This is a genomic window from Candidatus Accumulibacter aalborgensis (assembly GCF_900089955.1).
GTDB classification, from domain to species: Bacteria; Pseudomonadota; Gammaproteobacteria; order Burkholderiales; family Rhodocyclaceae; genus Accumulibacter; species Accumulibacter aalborgensis.
The window spans coordinates 25,013-41,866 of sequence record NZ_FLQX01000013.1; the positions used below are offsets into that span (position 1 = coordinate 25,013).

Consider the following 16,854-nt stretch of genomic DNA (forward strand, 5'->3'; position numbering starts at 1 on the left):
TGCGGCTTCAAACGGCTGGACGTGGACTATCGTCCGGTCGCAGAATCGATCACCACTCGCCGCGCTCGTTGTAGCCCAGGATGTCGACGTCACTCCGCGTGTCGGCGGCTTGCTGCGGCGGTAGCGCATCAACCTCGCGCGCCAGGATGGCGAGCCGTTCGCCCCTCGCCCCGCGATCACTCTCTGCCAGACGTCTGACGACGACCCCATGCTCTTCGAGCAGACTCCGAAAACACTCACCGGAAAGGACGGCGTATTCCGCAACGCGCTGCCTCCCAGCGTAAACTCCTTCATCGGCAAATCCGGCCGGGTGGCACATCAGCAAGTCTCCGGCACCGGCGCAAGCGAGCCAGTCCCCGAGCAGCCGTGCATAGACCTCCTCGCCGCCTTCGAAGCCGTAAACGCCAAGCAAATGGGCATTCATGCGAAATCCGAGGCGGCTGGCAAGATCCGTGAACGCCCTCGCTCCCAGGAAGCCGATCCCCTTGGCCTTGAACCGCTGCGGCAACGCAAGCGCTGTCGACGCCACCGGCGGCAAGGTCGATCTGAGCCACGGCAAGCGTGCGGGATAGCGTCGCCGGAGCACCTCGAGCAGGCAATCGCGGATGACCGGGAACTGATGCACGTGCTGGTGTCCATCGACGTAATCCGGCGCCACGCCGAGCACCGCTTCGAAGGCATCGAGTTGCCGCTCTATCTCCAGTACCACCCGCCTGGCGTCGATTTGCCGCGACCAACAGCTCCACAGCAGACGGCGCAAAGGCAGGGCGAATTCATCGCGTTCATCGCGTTCATCGCGTTCATCGAACTCATCGAACTCATCGCCCTGCAAGCGCTCGGTCAGGTTAAGATGCAGTCCCTTGTCGACAGGAAGGCCGGCAAGACTTGGCGCCGCGAGCCGGAAAAACCGCCCTCGGCTCATGCAACTGACTGCGGACAGCCGTCCGCCGTGAGCCAATTCAAGAATGCCCGCATTGACCCCCGGAGCCATGCCGAAATCGTCCGCACAGACCACCATCGGTTTCACTGCCTGCGTGCCGGTATCGCCACCCCACTGATCCGAGGCCATGAAAGCATTCCTGCGACAAATCGGCTGCTTCATCGCGGTCGGCTGCACGGCGGCAGCGACCCACTGGGCAACTGCGGTGGGGGGTATCGCGGTGTTTGCCCTGCCGCCGGCGCTGGCCAATCTGATCGGCTGGTCAATCGCACTGCTGGTTTCCTTCTGCGGACATTTTTTTCTCACCTTTCGTTACCAGACCAAGTCCCTGTGGCCAGCGCTCAGGCGCTTCCTGCTCATCTCCGGCGGTGGTTTCGCGCTCAACGAATTCGCCTTCGTCTTTCTTCTGAAAACGACCGACATCCCGTATTACTGGCTGCTGGCGATCATTCTCGTGGCCGTCGCCGGGCTGACCTTCGTCCTCAGCCGCTACTGGGCGTTTCGGCACAAGGCTTGAGTGTACGGCGCGATGCGGCATCCAGCCGCCACAGGCTTCTCTTGCCATCCGAAAAGACGACGGCCTGGTCCTGCAGAAAGGGATATTGCGACGACAGCCGGTTCTTCCCCCACAGCCATAGTGCGCCACCGGAATAGCCACAGAGCCTGGCCGTGAACTCACCGGGAAGAACGAGATATTCTTGCCTGTTCACCGGATCGAACTGGCCGGCGTCGTACAACTCCTTGCGCCAGTTGTCCTTGGCCGGCAAATCCGGGTCTCGCCAGTCGCTGACCACCCAGGGATGTTTTCTTGCCCGCAGATAGAACGGCAGGTCGTACTGATAGTCTTCGATCATGACGATTTGATCGTCGGTGTGGAACATCGGCAAGACTTGGTCCACCAGACTGCGCGAGGACCCGTGATCAAGGCGCGCGACCAGCAGGACCAGCGAAAGACAGGCCGTTCCGGCGACCACCAGGCACAGTCCCGGCCAGGCCGCGGCATCCGCCCTCCGCGTGCCCGGCAACCAGATGAGCAGCACGTCGGCGATCAGGTAGGCCATCGGCGGCAGTGTTGGCAGAATGTAGCCGACCAGCTTTGAACTGGGCAAGGAGAAGAAAACCAGAATCACCGACAACCAGATGATCATCAGGCTACGGATCGCGAAGCGCTCGCCGCCGATGAGGAAGTGTCGCGAACATGCGCGATAAATCCAGGGCGACCACGGCAGTGTGCCCACGAGCAAAACCGGGACATAGAACCAGAATGGCAATTGGTTGTTGAAGCCGGTCTCGGCGAAGCGTCGGAAATGGTGGTAGACGAAAAAATAATCCCAGAAACCGGGATACGATTTCTCCATCCACCAGAACCACGGCGTGGCCAGGACCAGAAAAAGCGCGATCAGGCGCAGAGGCAGCAAGGCTGGAATCAATCTGAAACGCTTGCCGAGAAGCAGCCAGACAAACAGCACCGCGCCCGGCAGCAGCAGACCGATCAGGCCCTTTGCCAGAACGCCCAGCGCCGCAAAAATGTAGGTCGATGCCAGAGCGATGCGATGGGGTAGACCACGCTCCAGGCTCAAGACAGCGTCCGCTCCGGCGAGGATGGTCAGCGAGATCATCGCCGCGACCAGCAGGTCAAGATTGGCAAACTGGGCAGCGGCGAAGAACAAGGGCTGGGTGACAAGAACGACGACGGCCAGATTGGCCAGGCGCTTGTCCGCCTGCCGGCGCAAGAAGAGATGCAGCGCTCCGGCCGCGAGCACCGCCGCCAGCATCGACGCCAGACGCGCGGCCCATTCGTTGCCGCCAAAGAGCTTCAACGCCAGCGCGGTCAGCCAGTAGAACAGCGGCGGCTTGTGAAAGAAAGGCAGGCCATCGAGCGTGGGCACCAGCCAGTTGCCGCTGGTGAGCATTTCCCAGGCAACGCCGACGTAGCGCCCTTCGTCCGGCAACATGAGCGGCCTGATGCCTGCCGTCATGCACAACCAGAGCGCGCAGAAAATCAGCAGCAAGCCCGGCGAGCGGTTTGCCAGCACACCTTCGGCAAGCGAAGACAGGATTTTCCTCATGGTTGTTCGCTATCGGGCAAAGCCTTTTTCAAACCCGTGCCGACATCGTTCTTGAGGACGTAGAGCGGCCTTTGCTTGACCTCGTCGAAGACGCGACTGAGGTAGGCACCGATCACTCCCAGGCCGAGCAGGTGCACCCCGGACAGGAAGAGCATGGTGGTCACGATCGTCGTCCAACCGGAAACCTGATTGCCGATCAGCATGTACTCGACCACCAGGTAGGCGCCGTAGGCGAAGGCGAGCAAGGCAACGATGAAGCCGATGAAGCTCAGCAGCCGCAGCGGCCAGGTCGAAAACGCCGTGATGCCGTCGACCGCAAACTGCACCAGGGCTATGAAGTCGAAGCGACTGGCGCCATGCAGGCGCTCGGGCGGAAGATACTCGATCGTTTCTGTCCTGAAGCCAACCCAGGCGTACAGGCCCTTCATGAAACGCGTACGCTCCGGCAACTGAATCAATGCGGCAACGACCTTGCGATCCATCAGGCGAAAATCACCTGCATCCGGCAGGATCTGCAGGCGGTTGCCGGAACCCAGGATGGCGTACAACAACGAAGCGCCATAACGCTTGACGCGTGACTCGTCATCGCGATTGACGCGCACGGCGCAAACCACATCAGCCCCCGCACGCCACCGTTCCAGCATCTGCGGAATCAGCGCCGGAGGATGCTGCAGATCGGCGTCAAGACAGATCACGACCTGGCCGTCAGCGGCCTCCAGACCGGCGCTGAGCGCTGCTTCCTTGCCAAAGTTGCGCGACAACTGCAGATATCGGAAGCCGTGCCTGGCGGCCCATGAAGCCATCAGATCGGCGGTGGCATCGGTGCTGCCGTCATCGACGACGATGATTTCCCAGTCCGAACTGTGTGACTTGAGAATGGCTTCCAGACTCGGTAGCAGGACTTGCAGGTTGGCGCATTCGTTGAGCGCCGGAACGATGCAACTGACCGTGGGCAATTCGTATTCGCCACCCGCTCTTGCGCCGCTGAGCGCGGTTGGATTCACTGACTTATTCACAAGATCTCACTTCATTGGCCGCCGATTGCGCGCCGTTTCGAGATGCTGACACAGCAACTCGGCGCCGTCGAGCAGGCGCGGCGTGTGGCGCTGGATGAGATCCGGCGGCACAAAGAACAGGTTGCCGCGCGCCACCGCGGTGATCGAGGTCCAGCGCTGCCAGTCGTCGAGCCACTCGGGCCGCGCTTCGCCCATGCCGCTGGCGACGATTGCTTCCGGGTTGGCATTGATCACCGCTTCGACGGTCACCGTCGGCGCCATGGTCTCCAGTTGGCCGAAAACGTTGTCGCCGCCGCACAAGTGGATGATGTCGGAGATGATCTGCCGGCGGCCGACGGTCATCAGCGGCTGTTTCCAGATCTGGTAAAAGGTGCGTACCGGCGGGCGGCTGCCGTAGCGCTTCTGCAGGCCAGCCAGCCGTTGGCGAAAGCTCTCGGCGGCGCGATTGGCGACCGGAGCGCTACCGGCGAGCACGCCGAGGCGCTCGATCTCGGTGGCCACATCGTCGATGCGATTGGGCTGCGAGACGTAGATCCGAAAACCCAGCGCTCGCAGGCGGTCGAGATTCGCTGCCGCATTGCCGCTCTGCCAGGCGATGATCAGATCCGGCTGCAGCGCCGTGACACGTTCGAGATCGATCCGCGAGTAGCCGCCGACGCGCGCGATCCTGCTCGCTGCCGCCGGGTAGTCGCTGAAGTCGACGCTGCCGACGATGCGTTCGCCGGCGCCGGCGGCGAACAAGGTTTCGGTCAGGTGAGGCGCCAGGCTGACGATCCGTTTCGCCGGCTGCGCGAGGCGGACCGTGGCGCCGGTATCGTCTACGACGCTGACCTCGGCCAGCGCCACGCTGCTGGCGGCCAGCAGCCAGGCGGCGAGAAGCTTTCGCGACAGCGGCCTCATGTCAGGCGGTCCATCCGGCCAGCGCGCTGGCCAGGCGTTGCCATTCGGCTTCGGCTCCGGGCAGGCCGAAGCGGAGCAGGTCGTGGGCCGGAAAATATCGCGTCAGGATCGCCTGTCGCGCGAGGTGTTCAAAGAGCGGCAAGGCCTGCGGAATGGCCACAGTGGCGAACAAGGCCGTGCTCGTCACCTCGCCGAGTGGCGCCAGCAGCGCGGCGAGACGCGCCGCAGCGGCGATCAGCTCGGCGCGCGTCCGTGCCTGCCAGGGGGTATCGGCCAGTGCCAGCCTGGCGACGGCACGCGCCGGGCCGGACAGAGGCCAGGGGCCAATTGCTTCACGCAGCGGGGCTAGCTTTTCGCACGCGGCAAAGACGAAGCCGACACGCGCTCCGGCAAGGCCGAAGAACTTGCCGAGAGAACGCAGGACGATCAGGTTGGGCGCTTCCGGGCCACCGGCCAGTGCGGTCAGGCAATTGACCGGGTCGGCGTCGCCAAAGGCCTCGTCGATCACCAGCCAGCCGCCGCGGCCTTGCAATTGCGCTGCCGCGTCGAGCAGGGCGGTGACCGGCAAAGTGCCACCGGTTGGGTTGTTGGGGTTGCAGAGGACGATGACCGGCGTCGCCGCGGCGAGTGCACGCGCCAGCGCACGTTCCAGCCCCCCTGCCGACGATGCCTGCTGCAGGCGGCGCAACTTGTGACCGGCACGCCCCCAGGCTTGAGGATGTTCTTCGTAGATCGGCGTCAGGCAGGCGACGACGACCGGCCGAAACAGCGCCGGCAAACGCTGGATCGCCGCCTGCGAACCCGGCAGCGCGAGCAGGCGATCGCTGCCGTAATAGGCAGCGGCAATCGCGTCGAGCCCGTCGTCGTCCTCGGGAAGGCGCCGCCAGCAGTCAGGGTCGATCACCGGCACCGGATAGGCGCGCGGGTTGATGCCCGTCGACAGGTCCAGCCAGTCGGCCAGAGCGCTTTCGCCGCGGGTTCCATACTGGCGGGCCGCGGCGCGCAAGCGGCCGCCGTGCTCAAGCACGCGCCAGCCCCCAGCAGAACAGTATCGCCAACCACCCGCCGAGGCTGCCGCGCACCAGGTTCAGCGCCCGCGCGATATCCTCGCCGCACGCCGGCCGGCCTTCGCCGAGCACCGGCCGCTGTTCGATCCGGCCGTGGTAGACCGCTGGCCCGCCCAGGGCAAGACCCAGGCTACCGGCACCGGCGGCCATTACCGGCCCCGCGTTCGGGCTCTTCCAGCCCGCTGTCTGCACCCGCCAGCAGCGCAGCGCCGTTCTCGTACGCCCGCCCAGTGCGTACGACAAGGCCGTCAGCCGGGCGGGAAGATAATTCAGCACGTCGTCCGCGCGCGCAGCGGCCCAGCCGAAATCGGCGAAGCGCTCGTTGCGGTAGCCCCACATCGCGTCGAGCGTATTGGCCAGCCGGAAGAGAACGGCGCCCGGCCCGCCGAGCAGCGCGAACCAGAACAGCGCGCCGAAGACGGCGTCGTTGCCGTTCTCGAGCGTCGATTCGATGCACGCGCCGGCAACCGCCGCCGCGTCTAGGTTCTCGGTCTGCCGCGAGACCATCCAGCCGACGTGCTCGCGCGCCGCAAGCAGATCACCGCTGCCGAGATCCACGGCAACGCGGCGAGCATGCTCGCCGAGGCTGCGCCCGCCGAGCGCCAGGTAGAGCAGGAGGGTGTCGATCAGCCAGCCGGGCAGCCCCGGCGGGATCGCCCAGACAGCCAGCGCGACCGGCGGCAGAACGAGCAGCGACCAGGCCAGCAGACCGCGCAGGCGACGCCAGCCAGCGGCGTTCAGGATCGCTTCGAGACGGCTGGCGAGCGTCCCGAAACCGACCAGCGGATGCCAGCGCCGCGGCTCGCCAAGTAGCCGATCGAGCGCTGCACCGGTGATCGCGGCGAGCGGCATGGAGAGTGATAGCGCCGCCGGCACGCTGAAGACAAGGAATTGTGAAGACAAGGGGGTGAGCATGCGAGAATCGGGGCATCGAAACCCGGATTCTACGATGAACGAGCACCGCACTCCCAGCCTGATGATTCAGGGTTGCACTTCCGACGCGGGAAAAAGCGTGCTGGTCACCGCGCTGTGCCGCATCCTGCACCGCCGCGGCGTCCGCGTCGCGCCCTTCAAACCGCAGAACATGGCGCTCAATTCGGCGGTTACCATCGATGGTGGCGAGATCGGTCGGGCACAGGCGCTGCAGGCGCTCGCTGCCGGCCTGCCGGCGCATTCGGACTTCAATCCGGTGCTGCTCAAACCAGCGACCGACAAGCGCGCGCAGGTGATCATCCACGGCAAGGCGCTGACCGACCTCGATGCGCGCGACTACCACGCCTACAAGCCGCGTGCGATGACCGCCGTGCTCGAGTCGTGGCAACGCCTGTCGGCGCAGTACGAGTGCCTGCTCGTCGAAGGCGCCGGCAGCCCGGCGGAAATCAATCTGCGCGACCGTGACATCGCCAACATGGGTTTTGCCGAAGCAGTCGACTGCCCGGTGATCCTGATTGCCGACATCGATCGCGGCGGCGTCTTCGCTCATCTGTGCGGCACGCTCGATCTGCTCTCGCCCGCCGAGCAGGCGCGCGTCAAGGGTTTCGTGATCAACCGCTTTCGCGGCGACATCGGCCTGCTCGAAAGTGGCCTGCGCTGGCTCGAAGAACGGACCGGCAAGCCGGTGCTCGCCGTGCTGCCGTATCTGCACGGTCTCTACCTCGATGCCGAGGATGCCGTGCCACGCGAGCCGGCGCACAAGGCAGCGGCCGGGCTGCGCGTCATCGCCCCGGCCTACCCGCGGATGTCGAACCACAACGACCTCGACCCCTTGCGCTTTCACCCCGAAGTGGATTTTCGTTTCGTTGGCCCGAACGACCCGCCACCGCCCTGCGAGCTGATCGTGCTGCCGGGATCGAAGGCCGTGCAGGCCGATCTCGACTGGCTGCGCGCGCAGGGCTGGGAAGAAGCCATCCGCCGCCATCTGCGTTACGGTGGCAAGCTGATCGGCATCTGCGGCGGCCTGCAGATGATCGGTCGCCAACTGCACGATCCACTGGGGCTGGAAGGCGTCGCGGGCAGCTCGCCGGGACTGGGATGGCTGGACTACGAAACGACACTGGCCACCGAGAAAACGCTCGACAACGTCAGCGGCTGCCTGCTCTTGCCGGGATCGCCGGAGGTCGGCGGCTACACCATCCACATGGGCGTCACGCGCGGCGCGGCGCTGGCGCATCCGGCGGCAGTCCTCGCCGGCCAGCCCGATGGCGCCTTGTCCGACGACGGACAGATTCTGGCCACCTACTGCCACGGCGTGTTCGATTCGCCGCCAGCGCTGGCGGCGCTGCTCACCTGGGCTGGCCACCGCCCGACGCAGGACTTCGATCCGCGCCAACGTCGGGAAAACGACATCGACCGCCTCGCCGACGCCGTCGAGGAGCACATGGACCTGCGGCCACTGGCCGAGTGGTTGCCGGCGCAGGCGATGCGTTAGCCGCGGCGCGGCGCCGCGCGCACTGACGCCCTACTCGTCAGGCTTCTCGCCGCGCACCAGCAGGAGCGAGGTCTGCCCTTTGGTTGGCGATATTGACAACGCTCGCGACCGTTGGTAAATTCTCCAACATGCACGCAGTCGAGCTCCTTCGCAGACGGATCGCCTTCTCCGCGGATGCCTTCGCGGAACTGGTGCTATGGCAGCTTCCCGAAGCTTTGCCTGGTTCGACGCATCGCTACAAATACAGGTTGGCGTACGTCGTCCATAGCGCTTGCGTGCTTCGATACGATAACGAATCAGGCAAGGGCGACCATCGTCACTACGGCGCCGCTGAGGAGAGCTACTCGTTCTCTACGCCCGAGGCGTTGGTCGCTGACTTCCAGAGTGATATTGCGAGGTGGAATGATGAAAACCGTGACTCTTGAGGTGTGTGCGCCATCCGAAGTAATGGCTGACTTCGTGCAGACGTGGAAGACCGGCAAGCCCCAGGAGTCGGCGCGGATTGCTTTCGCTACTCCGGAACTCCTGTGGAAGGTGCTCACCGCCAAGCGATGGGAACTTCTCAAGGCGCTTTGCGGTGCCGGGCCGGTATCGATTCGTGAAGCGGCCCGGCGTCTCGGTCGAGACGTGAAGGCCGTTCACGGAGATGTCAGCGCGCTCCTCGAGGCCGGTGTACTCAGCCGGGCGCAGGGGGGCGGAATCGAGTTTCCGTTCGAGGCGGTCAAGGTCGAGTTCCTGCTGCACGCTGCATAGCTGTGCCGCGCGCCATCGGCGAACACCTGGCGAATCCGGGCTTCGAAAAGGGCGCGTGGGCGACAGTGGACGTGAACGTTTCCCGCTTCGATGGCCGCGCCGAGAAGGTCAATACCACCCTTCCCCGCCGCCTGCTGGCGAAAATCGACAGCTACGCCAAGGCCCACGGCGAGACACGTTCCGGATTTCTGGCTGATGCGGCTCGTGTGGCCATGCGGCAGGAAAATGCCTGAGCGCAGATGCTCGCCGGCTATCCGTCAGTTCGTAGGGCGCAATAACCGAAGGGCATTGCGCCAAGTGTTGCATGACTGGCAGGATGCCTGATGGCGGTCCACTCCGGCATCCGGCATCCTGTATCCGGTGCAATGCGCTTCGCTTATTGCACCCTACGCCTTGAAACACTACTCGTCCGACTCCTCGCCGCGCACCAGCAGCAGCGACGTCTGCGCCTTGCGCACTAAACGCTCGGCGACGCTGCCGACGAAAAAGCGCTCGATGCCCCGCCGGCCGTGTGTGCCGACAATCAGGAGATCAGCCTGCCAGTCGGCCGCCGCGTCGATCAGCATGTCCGAAACGTGCTTCTGCTCGGATTCGACGAGCTTGATTTCGGCCTCGACCCCGGCCGCCAGCGCCACCTGCAGCAGCCGACCGAGAAAGCCTTCAGCGCCAAGGCGCAAGCGCGCCTCGGTCTTGCCGGCGCTGCTCGGCAGCAGCATCGCCAGCTCACGGTGGGCGAATAGCGTCTCGTCGATCGCGTGGCAAATCGCCATTTTCGCGCCGGTGGTCCTGGCCAACTCGATGGCGTTGTCCATCACCCGGCTGGTCATGACGCTTTCATCAACGGCAACCATGATTCGCTTGTACATTGGCTATCGGCTCCTTTATGGCGGTCGGACAAGCTGAACATCCCCGCCGTTGATCGTGGCCGGCAACGGGCTACTTGAGACTGAGCGGCAGGCCGGCGACGACCAGCGTCACGCGTTCGCACGCCGCCGCGACGCGCTGGTTGAGCCGCCCCTGCTCATCGGCAAACAGCCGCGACAACGCGGCCATCGGCACGACGCCCGAGCCGACTTCGTTCGAAACCAGGATCACCTGCCCCGGAAGTTGCGGTAGCAGGTCGATCAGGGCCTGCGTCGCGCCGTCGAGGCGTGGGCAGCGGACCGCTTTACCGGCTTCGGCCTGGATCGCCGCTTCGCCGGCAAAGAGCAGATTCGACAACCACAGCGTCAGGCAATCAACCAGCAGACAAACCTCGGGTGCCGCGTTCCGGCGCAGCGCAGCGGCCAGTTCGAGCGGCTCCTCGACCAGTCCCCAGTCGGCACGACGCCGGTCGCGATGGTGCACGATGCGCCGCGACATCTCGGCGTCGAGCGCTTGCGCGGTCGCCACGTAGATGACGCGCAGACCGCTTTCGCCGGCCCGGCGCTCGGCCAGCAGGCTCTTGCCCGAACGGGCGCCACCAAGGATCAGTTCTCGCATGCTGCACAGCTTAGCATGCCCCGCTTTTGCGTACGATAGTGCGCAAATTGGTGCGTATAATCGGCGCCTTTATCAGAGGCTCGCCGCAAGATGCACTTCTCCATCCCGCCAATCGCCATCGTTCCCGGCCTGCAGTCGCGGATCGACGGCAAGACCAAGCCGCCCGGTTCGCTCGGCCAGCTCGAACGCCTGGCCCTGCAGATCGGCCAGGTCCAGCAGTCGCTGACCCCGAGTCTTGACCACCCTCACCTGCTGGTCTTTGCCGGCGACCACGGTGCCGCCCGCGCCGGCGTTTCGGCGTATCCGCAGGAAGTGACCTGGCAGATGGTCGAGAACTTCCTCGCCGGCGGCGCGGCGATCAACGTCTTCGCTCGCCACAACGGCTTGCAACTACAGGTCATCGACGCCGGCGTGGCGCACGACTTCGGCGCCCGTGAGGGCCTCGTCGACGCCAAGATCGCCCTCGGCACGCGCAACTATCTCGAACAGGCGGCGATGACCCCGCCTGAACGCGACGCAGCACTCGCCCGCGGAGCCGCCATCGCCCGCGACCTTGCCGATCGAGGCTGCCGGGTGATCGGTTTCGGCGAGATGGGCATCGGCAACACCGCAGCCGCTTCGCTGCTGACGCATCTGCTCACCGGCACGCCACTGGTGGACTGCGTCGGCCGCGGCACCGGCCTCGACGACGCCGGACTGACGCGCAAGCAGGCTCTGCTGGCGCAGGCGGTACACCGCGCCGCACTGCCAGCGGACACCGACGCGCTGACCGTGCTCGCCGAGTTCGGCGGCTTCGAAATCGCGATGATGACTGGCGCGATGCTCGCCGCCGCCGAGCGCGGGATGCTGCTGCTGATCGACGGTTTCATCGTCACTTCGGCCCTGCTCGTCGCCGCGCGTATCGCGCCAGCGATTGGCGACTACTGTGTCTTCTGCCATCGCTCGGCCGAGACCGGGCATCTGGCGCAACTTCGCGCCCTGCAGGCCGAACCACTGCTCGACCTCGGCCTGCGTCTCGGCGAAGGAACCGGCGCTGCACTCGCCTGGCCGCTGGTCCGCGCCGCGGCCGCATTTCTCAACGAGATGGCCAGCTTCGAGTCAGCCGGGGTCAGCGAGCAGGTCTGAGCCGCTACGCGACTTTCACACCAACCCGGCGGTTCAGCGCAGCGCGAGCTTGCTCCGCGTGTAGGACCATTGCTGATCCCATACGGCGCGCACCATGTTCGGGTAGCCGGGCTGGCCAAGACTACCGTTGTAGCGACCCAGCGCGCGATAGAGGTCGCCGCGTTCGATGTCCAGATAGTGGCGGAGAATGGTGCAGCCGTAGCGCAGGTTGGTGCGCAAATGAAAAAGATTGTCTTCACTGCCGCCGACCAGCTTGACCCAGAAAGGCATCACCTGCATGAAACCGCGGGCGCCGGCGCTGGACACGGCGTACTTCTTGAAACCGCTTTCGACCTGGACCAGTCCGAGAACGAGTTGCGGGTCGAGACCGGCGCGCGTCGCTTCGTAATGCACCGAACGCAGGAATTCGAGACGACTTTCACGGTCCGGGATGCGCTTCTCGAGGCGCCGTGACATCTCGGCCAGCCAGTCGATCGCCGCCATTGAATCCTGAAACGAACTTTTCCTTGGCGCCTGATCGGAGACCGCGCGCGACAGGGCCGCCTGCACGCTGGCCGACAGCGGTTCATAGAGCTGCGCGCCACCGTGCGCCGCCAGCGGGACGAGCAGCGCGACGAGTGCCGTCAGCCGGCGCAAAGCCTGCCTTTCAGGAACTGGCCGACTTCGGCTACGGGCAGCATCTGCGACTCTGCGTCCAGACGGCCCTTGTACTCGAGCTTGCCTTGGGCAAGCCCACGATCGCCGACGACCACCCGATGGGGGACGCCGATCAGTTCCATTTCGGCAAACATCACTCCGGGCCGCTCATTGCGGTCATCGAGCAGCACGTCTATGCCGGCGCCGGTCAGTTCGGCGTACAGCGCATCGGCAGCGGCCTTCACCGCGTCGCTCTTGGCGTAGCCCATGGGAACGATACATACCTCGAACGGGGCGATGGCCGCCGGGAAGACGATCCCACGCTCGTCGTGACCCTGCTCGATCGCCGCGCCGACGATACGTGTCACGCCTATGCCGTAACAGCCCATTTCCATGATCCGGCTGTGGCCACCTTCGTCGAGGAAGCTGCACTTTAGCGCCTCGGCGTATTTGGTACGCAACTGGAAGATGTGCCCAACCTCGATGCCACGGCATAGTTCCAGCCTGCCTTCGCCATCGGGAGATGGATCGCCGGCGATGACATTTCTCAGATCGGCGATGATCGCCGGCTCCGCCAGGTCGCGGCCGAAGTTGACGCCGACAAGGTGAAAGCCTGCTTCATTGGCGCCGCAAACGAAGTCGCTCATCACCGCCACACTGCGGTCGGCAAAAACCGGCAAGGCGCCCACACCCAGCGGCCCGATATAGCCCGGCTGACATCCCAGAGCCGTCTGGATCTCGTCGTCGCGTGCGAAGCGAAAGTCGCCTACGGTCTTCTGGGCCTTGATTTCGTTCAGATTATGATCGCCGCGCAGCAGAATCAGGGCGAACTGACCCGAAGCACCGGTCGCCGAGGTCAGGACGATGGCGATCGCCTTGACCGTCCGCGTCAGCGGCAGGGCGAGCAGCGCGGCGACATCCTCACAGCGCGTACGGCCCGGCGTAGCAACCCTCTCCAGCGCAGCAGACGCCGCAGCGCGGGGCTCCGACGGCGCCAGAGCCTCTGCCAACTCGACATTGGCCGCAAAACCGGAGTCCGGACAATAGGCCAGCGCATCCTCTCCCGACTCAGCGAGGACGTGAAACTCGTGCGATCCGGTCCCGCCTATCGAGCCGGTGTCGGCAGCCACCGCCCGGAACTTCAGTCCAAGGCGAGTAAAAATTCGCGTGTAGGTGTCGAACATATTGCGGTATTCGCGTTGCAGATCGGCGAAGCTGCTGTGAAAGGAGTAGCCGTCCTTCATGAGAAATTCGCGTCCGCGCATGATGCCGAAACGCGGCCGGATCTCGTCGCGAAACTTCACCTGGACCTGGTAGAAATGCAGCGGCAACTGACGGTAGCTCTTCACTTCCTTGCGCACCACGTCGGTAATCACTTCTTCGTGGGTGGGGCCGATGACGAAGTCTCGCTGGTGCCTGTCCTTGCAGCGCAGCAACTCGGGACCGTACTTGTCCCAGCGCCCGGATTCCTGCCACAGCTCGGCTGGCTGCACAGCCGGCATCGACAGCTCGATCGCGCCGGATCGGTCCATTTCCTCACGGACGATCTTCTCGACCTTGCGCATCACGCGCAGACCGATCGGCATCCAGGTGTATATCCCGCCGGCGAGGCGCTTGATCATGCCGGCGCGCAGCATGAGCTGGTGGCTGATGATTTCCGCGTCAGACGGTGCCTCTTTCAGCGTGGACAGGAAAAAGCGGGACGTGCGCATGGCATTCGGGCGGCGAAGGAGGAAAGCGCGATTTTACGCGAGTCGGAGCGAGAGTGACGGTTTGCTTTCCAAGCTCATGGAAATGTGAAAAAATGCGTTCAATCAAACAATTTGCAGGTGCTATAAATGCTTGACCGTGAAGGCTATCGCCCGAACGTCGGCATCATTCTTTGTAACGCCAAGAACGAGGTGTTCTGGGGCAAGCGTATTCGAGAGCATTCATGGCAGTTCCCGCAGGGTGGAATCAACCGGGGCGAGACGCCCGAACAGGCGATGTACCGGGAACTGCATGAAGAGATCGGCTTGCTGCCCGAGCATGTGCATATCCTCGGGCGGACCAAGGACTGGTTGCGTTACGACGTGCCGACTCATTGGGTAAGACGCGAGTGGCGTGGCAGTTACCGAGGGCAAAAACAGATCTGGTTCTTGCTTCGTCTGGTTGGCCGGGACACCGACGTATCGCTGCGCGCCTGCGATCATCCCGAGTTCGACGCCTGGCGTTGGAACACCTACTGGGTATCCCTTGACGCGGTGATCGAGTTCAAGCGCAGGGTCTATGAGCAGGCCCTGAACGAGTTGGCGCGTTTCCTCAACGCAGACCACCGCCGTACCCGGCCGCCTGCCGGGCACGACCGAGAAGCCTTTCTGGCTCCCGAGAGCGTAAAAAAGGGATGAATCGTTTGCTGCCTGCGCCAAGGCTGACCCTGGCAACCCTCCATCTGCCGGCGAGTGGGAGAATCGCACGCTGGCTGTGCGTCCTGGCCGTGGCTTTTCCGTGCGCAGGTTTCACAGCCAGCGCCGACCGTGATGTCGACGAAAAACCCTGGCAGGAAATTGCCGCGCAACTGCCGCCGTTTCCACAGCCCGAGAACCTGATTCCTTTTTTTGTCAGTTCGGCCAGTGACAACAAGTTCATGATCGACGGCGAGTCCCTGAGCGTGGCGGCCGACGGCGTGGTGCGTTTTACGGTGGTGATCATCAGTCCTTCCGGGGCCCGAAACGTGAGTTACGAAGGCATGCGCTGTGCAACGGGCGAGCGCCGGCTCTATGCCCTGGGCCGCTCCGACGAGACCTGGTCGAAGGCACGCAACGATCAGTGGACGCGAATCGGGGAAAATTCTCTCAATCGACATCACGCCGCGCTTTACAAGGACTATTTCTGCCCGATCGGCACATTCCTTCGCGATGCCGATGACGCACGCCGGATACTTCGCTCTGGCGGCGACCCATCGCTCAGGCAGCACTAGCAGCAACCACGTTTGGAAGCTGAACGGCCACCGAACAACGGACCCATGATCATCACCGACCGATTTCTCATCGAGTTTGACAAGGCTCTGCGGACCCTTTTCGCGCCCGCAGCGACGACCCGTGAGGTGCCCGGCAGCCAGGAGGCGGAAGGTGGACTGTCCAGCGAAGAGCGGAACCACGCCAGCGCGCTGATGCGGGTCAATCACGTTGGCGAGGTGTGCGCGCAGGCGCTCTACCAGGGACAGGCACTGGCCTGTCGTAATCCGGTACTTCGCCAGGCTCTGGAGAAAGCCGCTGACGAGGAGACCGAACATCTGGCCTGGACGGAGCGTCGCCTGGTCGAACTGGGAGGACGCAAGAGCCTGCTGAACCCGCTCTGGTACCTTGGCGCACTGGCATTCGGAGTGGGCGCCGGCAAGCTTGGCGACCCCTGGAGTCTCGGGTTTCTTGCCGAAACCGAACGACAGGTCGAGGCGCACCTCGACGATCATCTGAGCGCTCTGCCGGCGCAGGACATCAAGTCGCGCGCGATCGTCAAGCAGATGAGGCTCGACGAGATTTCACACGCTGAAACCGCCGTCCGTCTCGGCGCACGCGAGTTGCCCGCGGCCGCCCGAAAAGCCATGACCATAGCATCGCGGATGATGACTCGCACCGCCTACTACGTCTGACGCCAGGTCCCCAGCTTGCCCGCCCCCCGTCAGGCCTCGACGATCTCGAAGTCGTGCGTGATCTCGGCGGTCTTGGCGAGCATGATCGAAGCCGAGCAGTACTTCTCCCTGGACAGATCGATGGCGCGCGCAACTGCTTCGGGTTTCAACTGCTTGCCGGTCACGCGGAAGTGGAAATGCAGATGGGTAAATACCCTTGGCTCGACCTCGGCGCGCTCGGCCTGCAGGCTCACTTCACATCCGGTCACGGCATGACGGCCTTTCTTCAGAATCAGGACCACGTCGAACGCGGTACACCCACCGGTCCCCGCGAGTAGCAGTTCCATGGGCCGCGGCGCCAGATTGCGCCCGCCGGCCTCCGGCGCGCCATCCATCACGACGGTGTGGTTACTCCCCGTTTCAGCGACAAAAGACATCCCGTCGCCGGTCCACTTCACCTTGCATTCCATGGCCTGCTCCCTTTCTTCGAACGAACGCGACAGCGCGTCAATGCCCAATGATCGCATCAAAGGCGCCATGCGACACGCAGCGAGGCGGGCGCGAGTGAGCGGCGGATGCCTTCGACGCGGCTGCAAGCAACGATTCGAGCGCCACCGCCAGTTCCGTGATCCGTACTCCGTGGCACCAGGAGCATCGGTTCGCAGCCCCTCACCACACATGCTGCACCGCACCATTTCGGTCTGTATTTTCGACCTTCAGAACGTCTTAATAAGTTGCATATTGTGAAATCTATCTCATATTTAGATAGCAAACATCTGAACCATAATTGCTTTCAGACTCACTGCCAGGGCCAGTCCGCCGCCGGAA

Annotated in this window: 20 protein-coding genes; 9 read left to right on the forward strand and 11 right to left on the reverse strand. The window is 64.1% G+C overall.

The window, feature by feature from the left end; all coding sequences use genetic code 11:
* Window positions 1-49: 49 nt before the first annotated feature.
* Window positions 50-1,069 (reverse strand): ChbG/HpnK family deacetylase, encoded by a 1,020-nt coding sequence (locus tag ACCAA_RS01935; protein WP_186405564.1) that lies wholly within the window; start codon window positions 1,067-1,069, stop codon window positions 50-52.
* Between ACCAA_RS01935 and ACCAA_RS01940 the strand changes: the two genes are divergently transcribed.
* Window positions 1,068-1,457 carry a GtrA family protein gene (locus ACCAA_RS01940; RefSeq protein WP_186405565.1) on the forward strand — a complete coding sequence of 130 codons (390 nt, stop codon included), beginning with the start codon at window positions 1,068-1,070 and terminating at the stop codon, window positions 1,455-1,457. The genes ACCAA_RS01935 and ACCAA_RS01940 overlap by 2 nt on opposite strands.
* Here ACCAA_RS01940 and ACCAA_RS01945 read toward each other — a convergent pair.
* The 5 genes from ACCAA_RS01945 to cbiB are packed head-to-tail and all read right to left on the reverse strand — an operon-like array spanning window position 1,423 to window position 6,907.
* Entirely contained in the window at window positions 1,423-3,009 is a 1,587-nt protein-coding gene (locus tag ACCAA_RS01945; protein WP_186405566.1) for an ArnT family glycosyltransferase, read from the reverse strand. The two genes, ACCAA_RS01940 and ACCAA_RS01945, sit on opposite strands and share 35 nt — an antisense overlap.
* Window positions 3,006-4,013: a glycosyltransferase family 2 protein gene (locus ACCAA_RS01950; protein ID WP_245754386.1), complete on the reverse strand. Its 1,008-nt coding sequence runs from the start codon at window positions 4,011-4,013 to the stop codon at window positions 3,006-3,008. The genes ACCAA_RS01945 and ACCAA_RS01950 overlap by 4 nt, the downstream gene beginning before the upstream one ends.
* A gap of 18 nt (window positions 4,014-4,031) precedes the next feature.
* The gene (locus ACCAA_RS01955) at window positions 4,032-4,925 is read right to left on the reverse strand and encodes a cobalamin-binding protein (protein ID WP_186405568.1); all 894 of its coding nucleotides are present in this window, start codon (window positions 4,923-4,925) and stop codon (window positions 4,032-4,034) included.
* A 1-nt stretch (window position 4,926) separates the two neighbouring features.
* Window positions 4,927-5,952 carry a threonine-phosphate decarboxylase CobD gene (cobD, locus tag ACCAA_RS01960; protein WP_186405569.1) on the reverse strand — a complete coding sequence of 342 codons (1,026 nt, stop codon included), beginning with the start codon at window positions 5,950-5,952 and terminating at the stop codon, window positions 4,927-4,929.
* Window positions 5,945-6,907, reverse strand: a complete 963-nt coding sequence (cbiB, locus tag ACCAA_RS01965; protein WP_186405570.1) for an adenosylcobinamide-phosphate synthase CbiB — start codon at window positions 6,905-6,907, stop codon at window positions 5,945-5,947. Before cbiB ends, cobD begins: the two co-directional genes overlap by 8 nt.
* A 34-nt stretch (window positions 6,908-6,941) precedes the next feature.
* Here cbiB and ACCAA_RS01970 point away from each other — a divergent pair, with 34 nt between their 5' ends.
* The 4 genes from ACCAA_RS01970 to ACCAA_RS01980 all read left to right on the forward strand — a co-directional run bounded on the left by ACCAA_RS01970 (window position 6,942) and on the right by ACCAA_RS01980 (window position 9,406).
* Entirely contained in the window at window positions 6,942-8,420 is a 1,479-nt protein-coding gene (locus ACCAA_RS01970) for a cobyric acid synthase (RefSeq protein ID WP_186405571.1), read from the forward strand.
* Window positions 8,421-8,548: 128 nt separating this feature from the next.
* Window positions 8,549-8,845 carry a toxin-antitoxin system TumE family protein gene (locus ACCAA_RS21740; protein WP_222104792.1) on the forward strand — a complete coding sequence of 99 codons (297 nt, stop codon included), beginning with the start codon at window positions 8,549-8,551 and terminating at the stop codon, window positions 8,843-8,845.
* Entirely contained in the window at window positions 8,826-9,173 is a 348-nt protein-coding gene (locus ACCAA_RS01975; protein ID WP_186405598.1) for an HVO_A0114 family putative DNA-binding protein, read from the forward strand. Before ACCAA_RS21740 ends, ACCAA_RS01975 begins: the two co-directional genes overlap by 20 nt.
* Window positions 9,174-9,175: 2 nt before the next feature.
* The gene (locus tag ACCAA_RS01980) at window positions 9,176-9,406 is read left to right on the forward strand and encodes a type II toxin-antitoxin system HicB family antitoxin (protein WP_245754387.1); all 231 of its coding nucleotides are present in this window, start codon (window positions 9,176-9,178) and stop codon (window positions 9,404-9,406) included.
* A gap of 168 nt (window positions 9,407-9,574) precedes the next feature.
* On the opposite strand, the gene ACCAA_RS01985 is transcribed toward ACCAA_RS01980, so the two are convergent.
* Together ACCAA_RS01985 and cobU are read right to left on the reverse strand one after the other, a co-directional pair.
* On the reverse strand, window positions 9,575-10,039 hold the full coding sequence (locus ACCAA_RS01985; protein ID WP_186405572.1) for a universal stress protein: 465 nt from the start codon (window positions 10,037-10,039) through the stop codon (window positions 9,575-9,577).
* 70 nt (window positions 10,040-10,109) lie between these two features.
* Window positions 10,110-10,655 carry a bifunctional adenosylcobinamide kinase/adenosylcobinamide-phosphate guanylyltransferase gene (gene cobU / locus ACCAA_RS01990; RefSeq protein WP_186405573.1) on the reverse strand — a complete coding sequence of 182 codons (546 nt, stop codon included), beginning with the start codon at window positions 10,653-10,655 and terminating at the stop codon, window positions 10,110-10,112.
* 90 nt (window positions 10,656-10,745) lie between these two features.
* On the opposite strand from cobU, the gene cobT reads away from it, so the two are divergent.
* Window positions 10,746-11,780 (forward strand): nicotinate-nucleotide--dimethylbenzimidazole phosphoribosyltransferase, encoded by a 1,035-nt coding sequence (gene cobT, locus ACCAA_RS01995; RefSeq protein WP_186405574.1) that lies wholly within the window; start codon window positions 10,746-10,748, stop codon window positions 11,778-11,780.
* Between the two features lie 33 nt (window positions 11,781-11,813).
* Here cobT and ACCAA_RS02000 read toward each other — a convergent pair whose 3' ends face one another.
* Window positions 11,814-12,416, reverse strand: coding sequence for a lytic transglycosylase domain-containing protein (locus ACCAA_RS02000; protein ID WP_186405575.1), 603 nt, complete (start codon window positions 12,414-12,416; stop codon window positions 11,814-11,816).
* Window positions 12,404-14,128: a proline--tRNA ligase gene (locus ACCAA_RS02005; protein ID WP_186405576.1), complete on the reverse strand. Its 1,725-nt coding sequence runs from the start codon at window positions 14,126-14,128 to the stop codon at window positions 12,404-12,406. Before ACCAA_RS02005 ends, ACCAA_RS02000 begins: the two co-directional genes overlap by 13 nt.
* A 126-nt stretch (window positions 14,129-14,254) precedes the next feature.
* Here ACCAA_RS02005 and ACCAA_RS02010 point away from each other — a divergent pair, with 126 nt between their 5' ends.
* Genes ACCAA_RS02010 through coq7 form a run of 3 tightly spaced genes read left to right on the forward strand, consistent with a single transcriptional unit; the run spans window position 14,255 to window position 16,047 of the window.
* Complete coding sequence (locus ACCAA_RS02010) at window positions 14,255-14,803, forward strand: RNA pyrophosphohydrolase (protein WP_186405577.1); 549 nt, start codon at window positions 14,255-14,257, stop codon at window positions 14,801-14,803.
* Window positions 14,800-15,375, forward strand: coding sequence for a CNP1-like family protein (locus tag ACCAA_RS02015; protein WP_186405578.1), 576 nt, complete (start codon window positions 14,800-14,802; stop codon window positions 15,373-15,375). Before ACCAA_RS02010 ends, ACCAA_RS02015 begins: the two co-directional genes overlap by 4 nt.
* 45 nt (window positions 15,376-15,420) lie before the next feature.
* A complete protein-coding gene (gene coq7, locus ACCAA_RS02020) occupies window positions 15,421-16,047 on the forward strand; it encodes a 2-polyprenyl-3-methyl-6-methoxy-1,4-benzoquinone monooxygenase (protein WP_186405579.1) in 627 nt (208 codons plus the stop codon).
* A gap of 29 nt (window positions 16,048-16,076) precedes the next feature.
* Here the strand turns inward: coq7 and ACCAA_RS02025 are convergent, their stop codons facing one another.
* A complete protein-coding gene (locus ACCAA_RS02025; protein ID WP_186405580.1) occupies window positions 16,077-16,496 on the reverse strand; it encodes an OsmC family protein in 420 nt (139 codons plus the stop codon).
* Window positions 16,497-16,854: the final 358 nt, after the last annotated feature.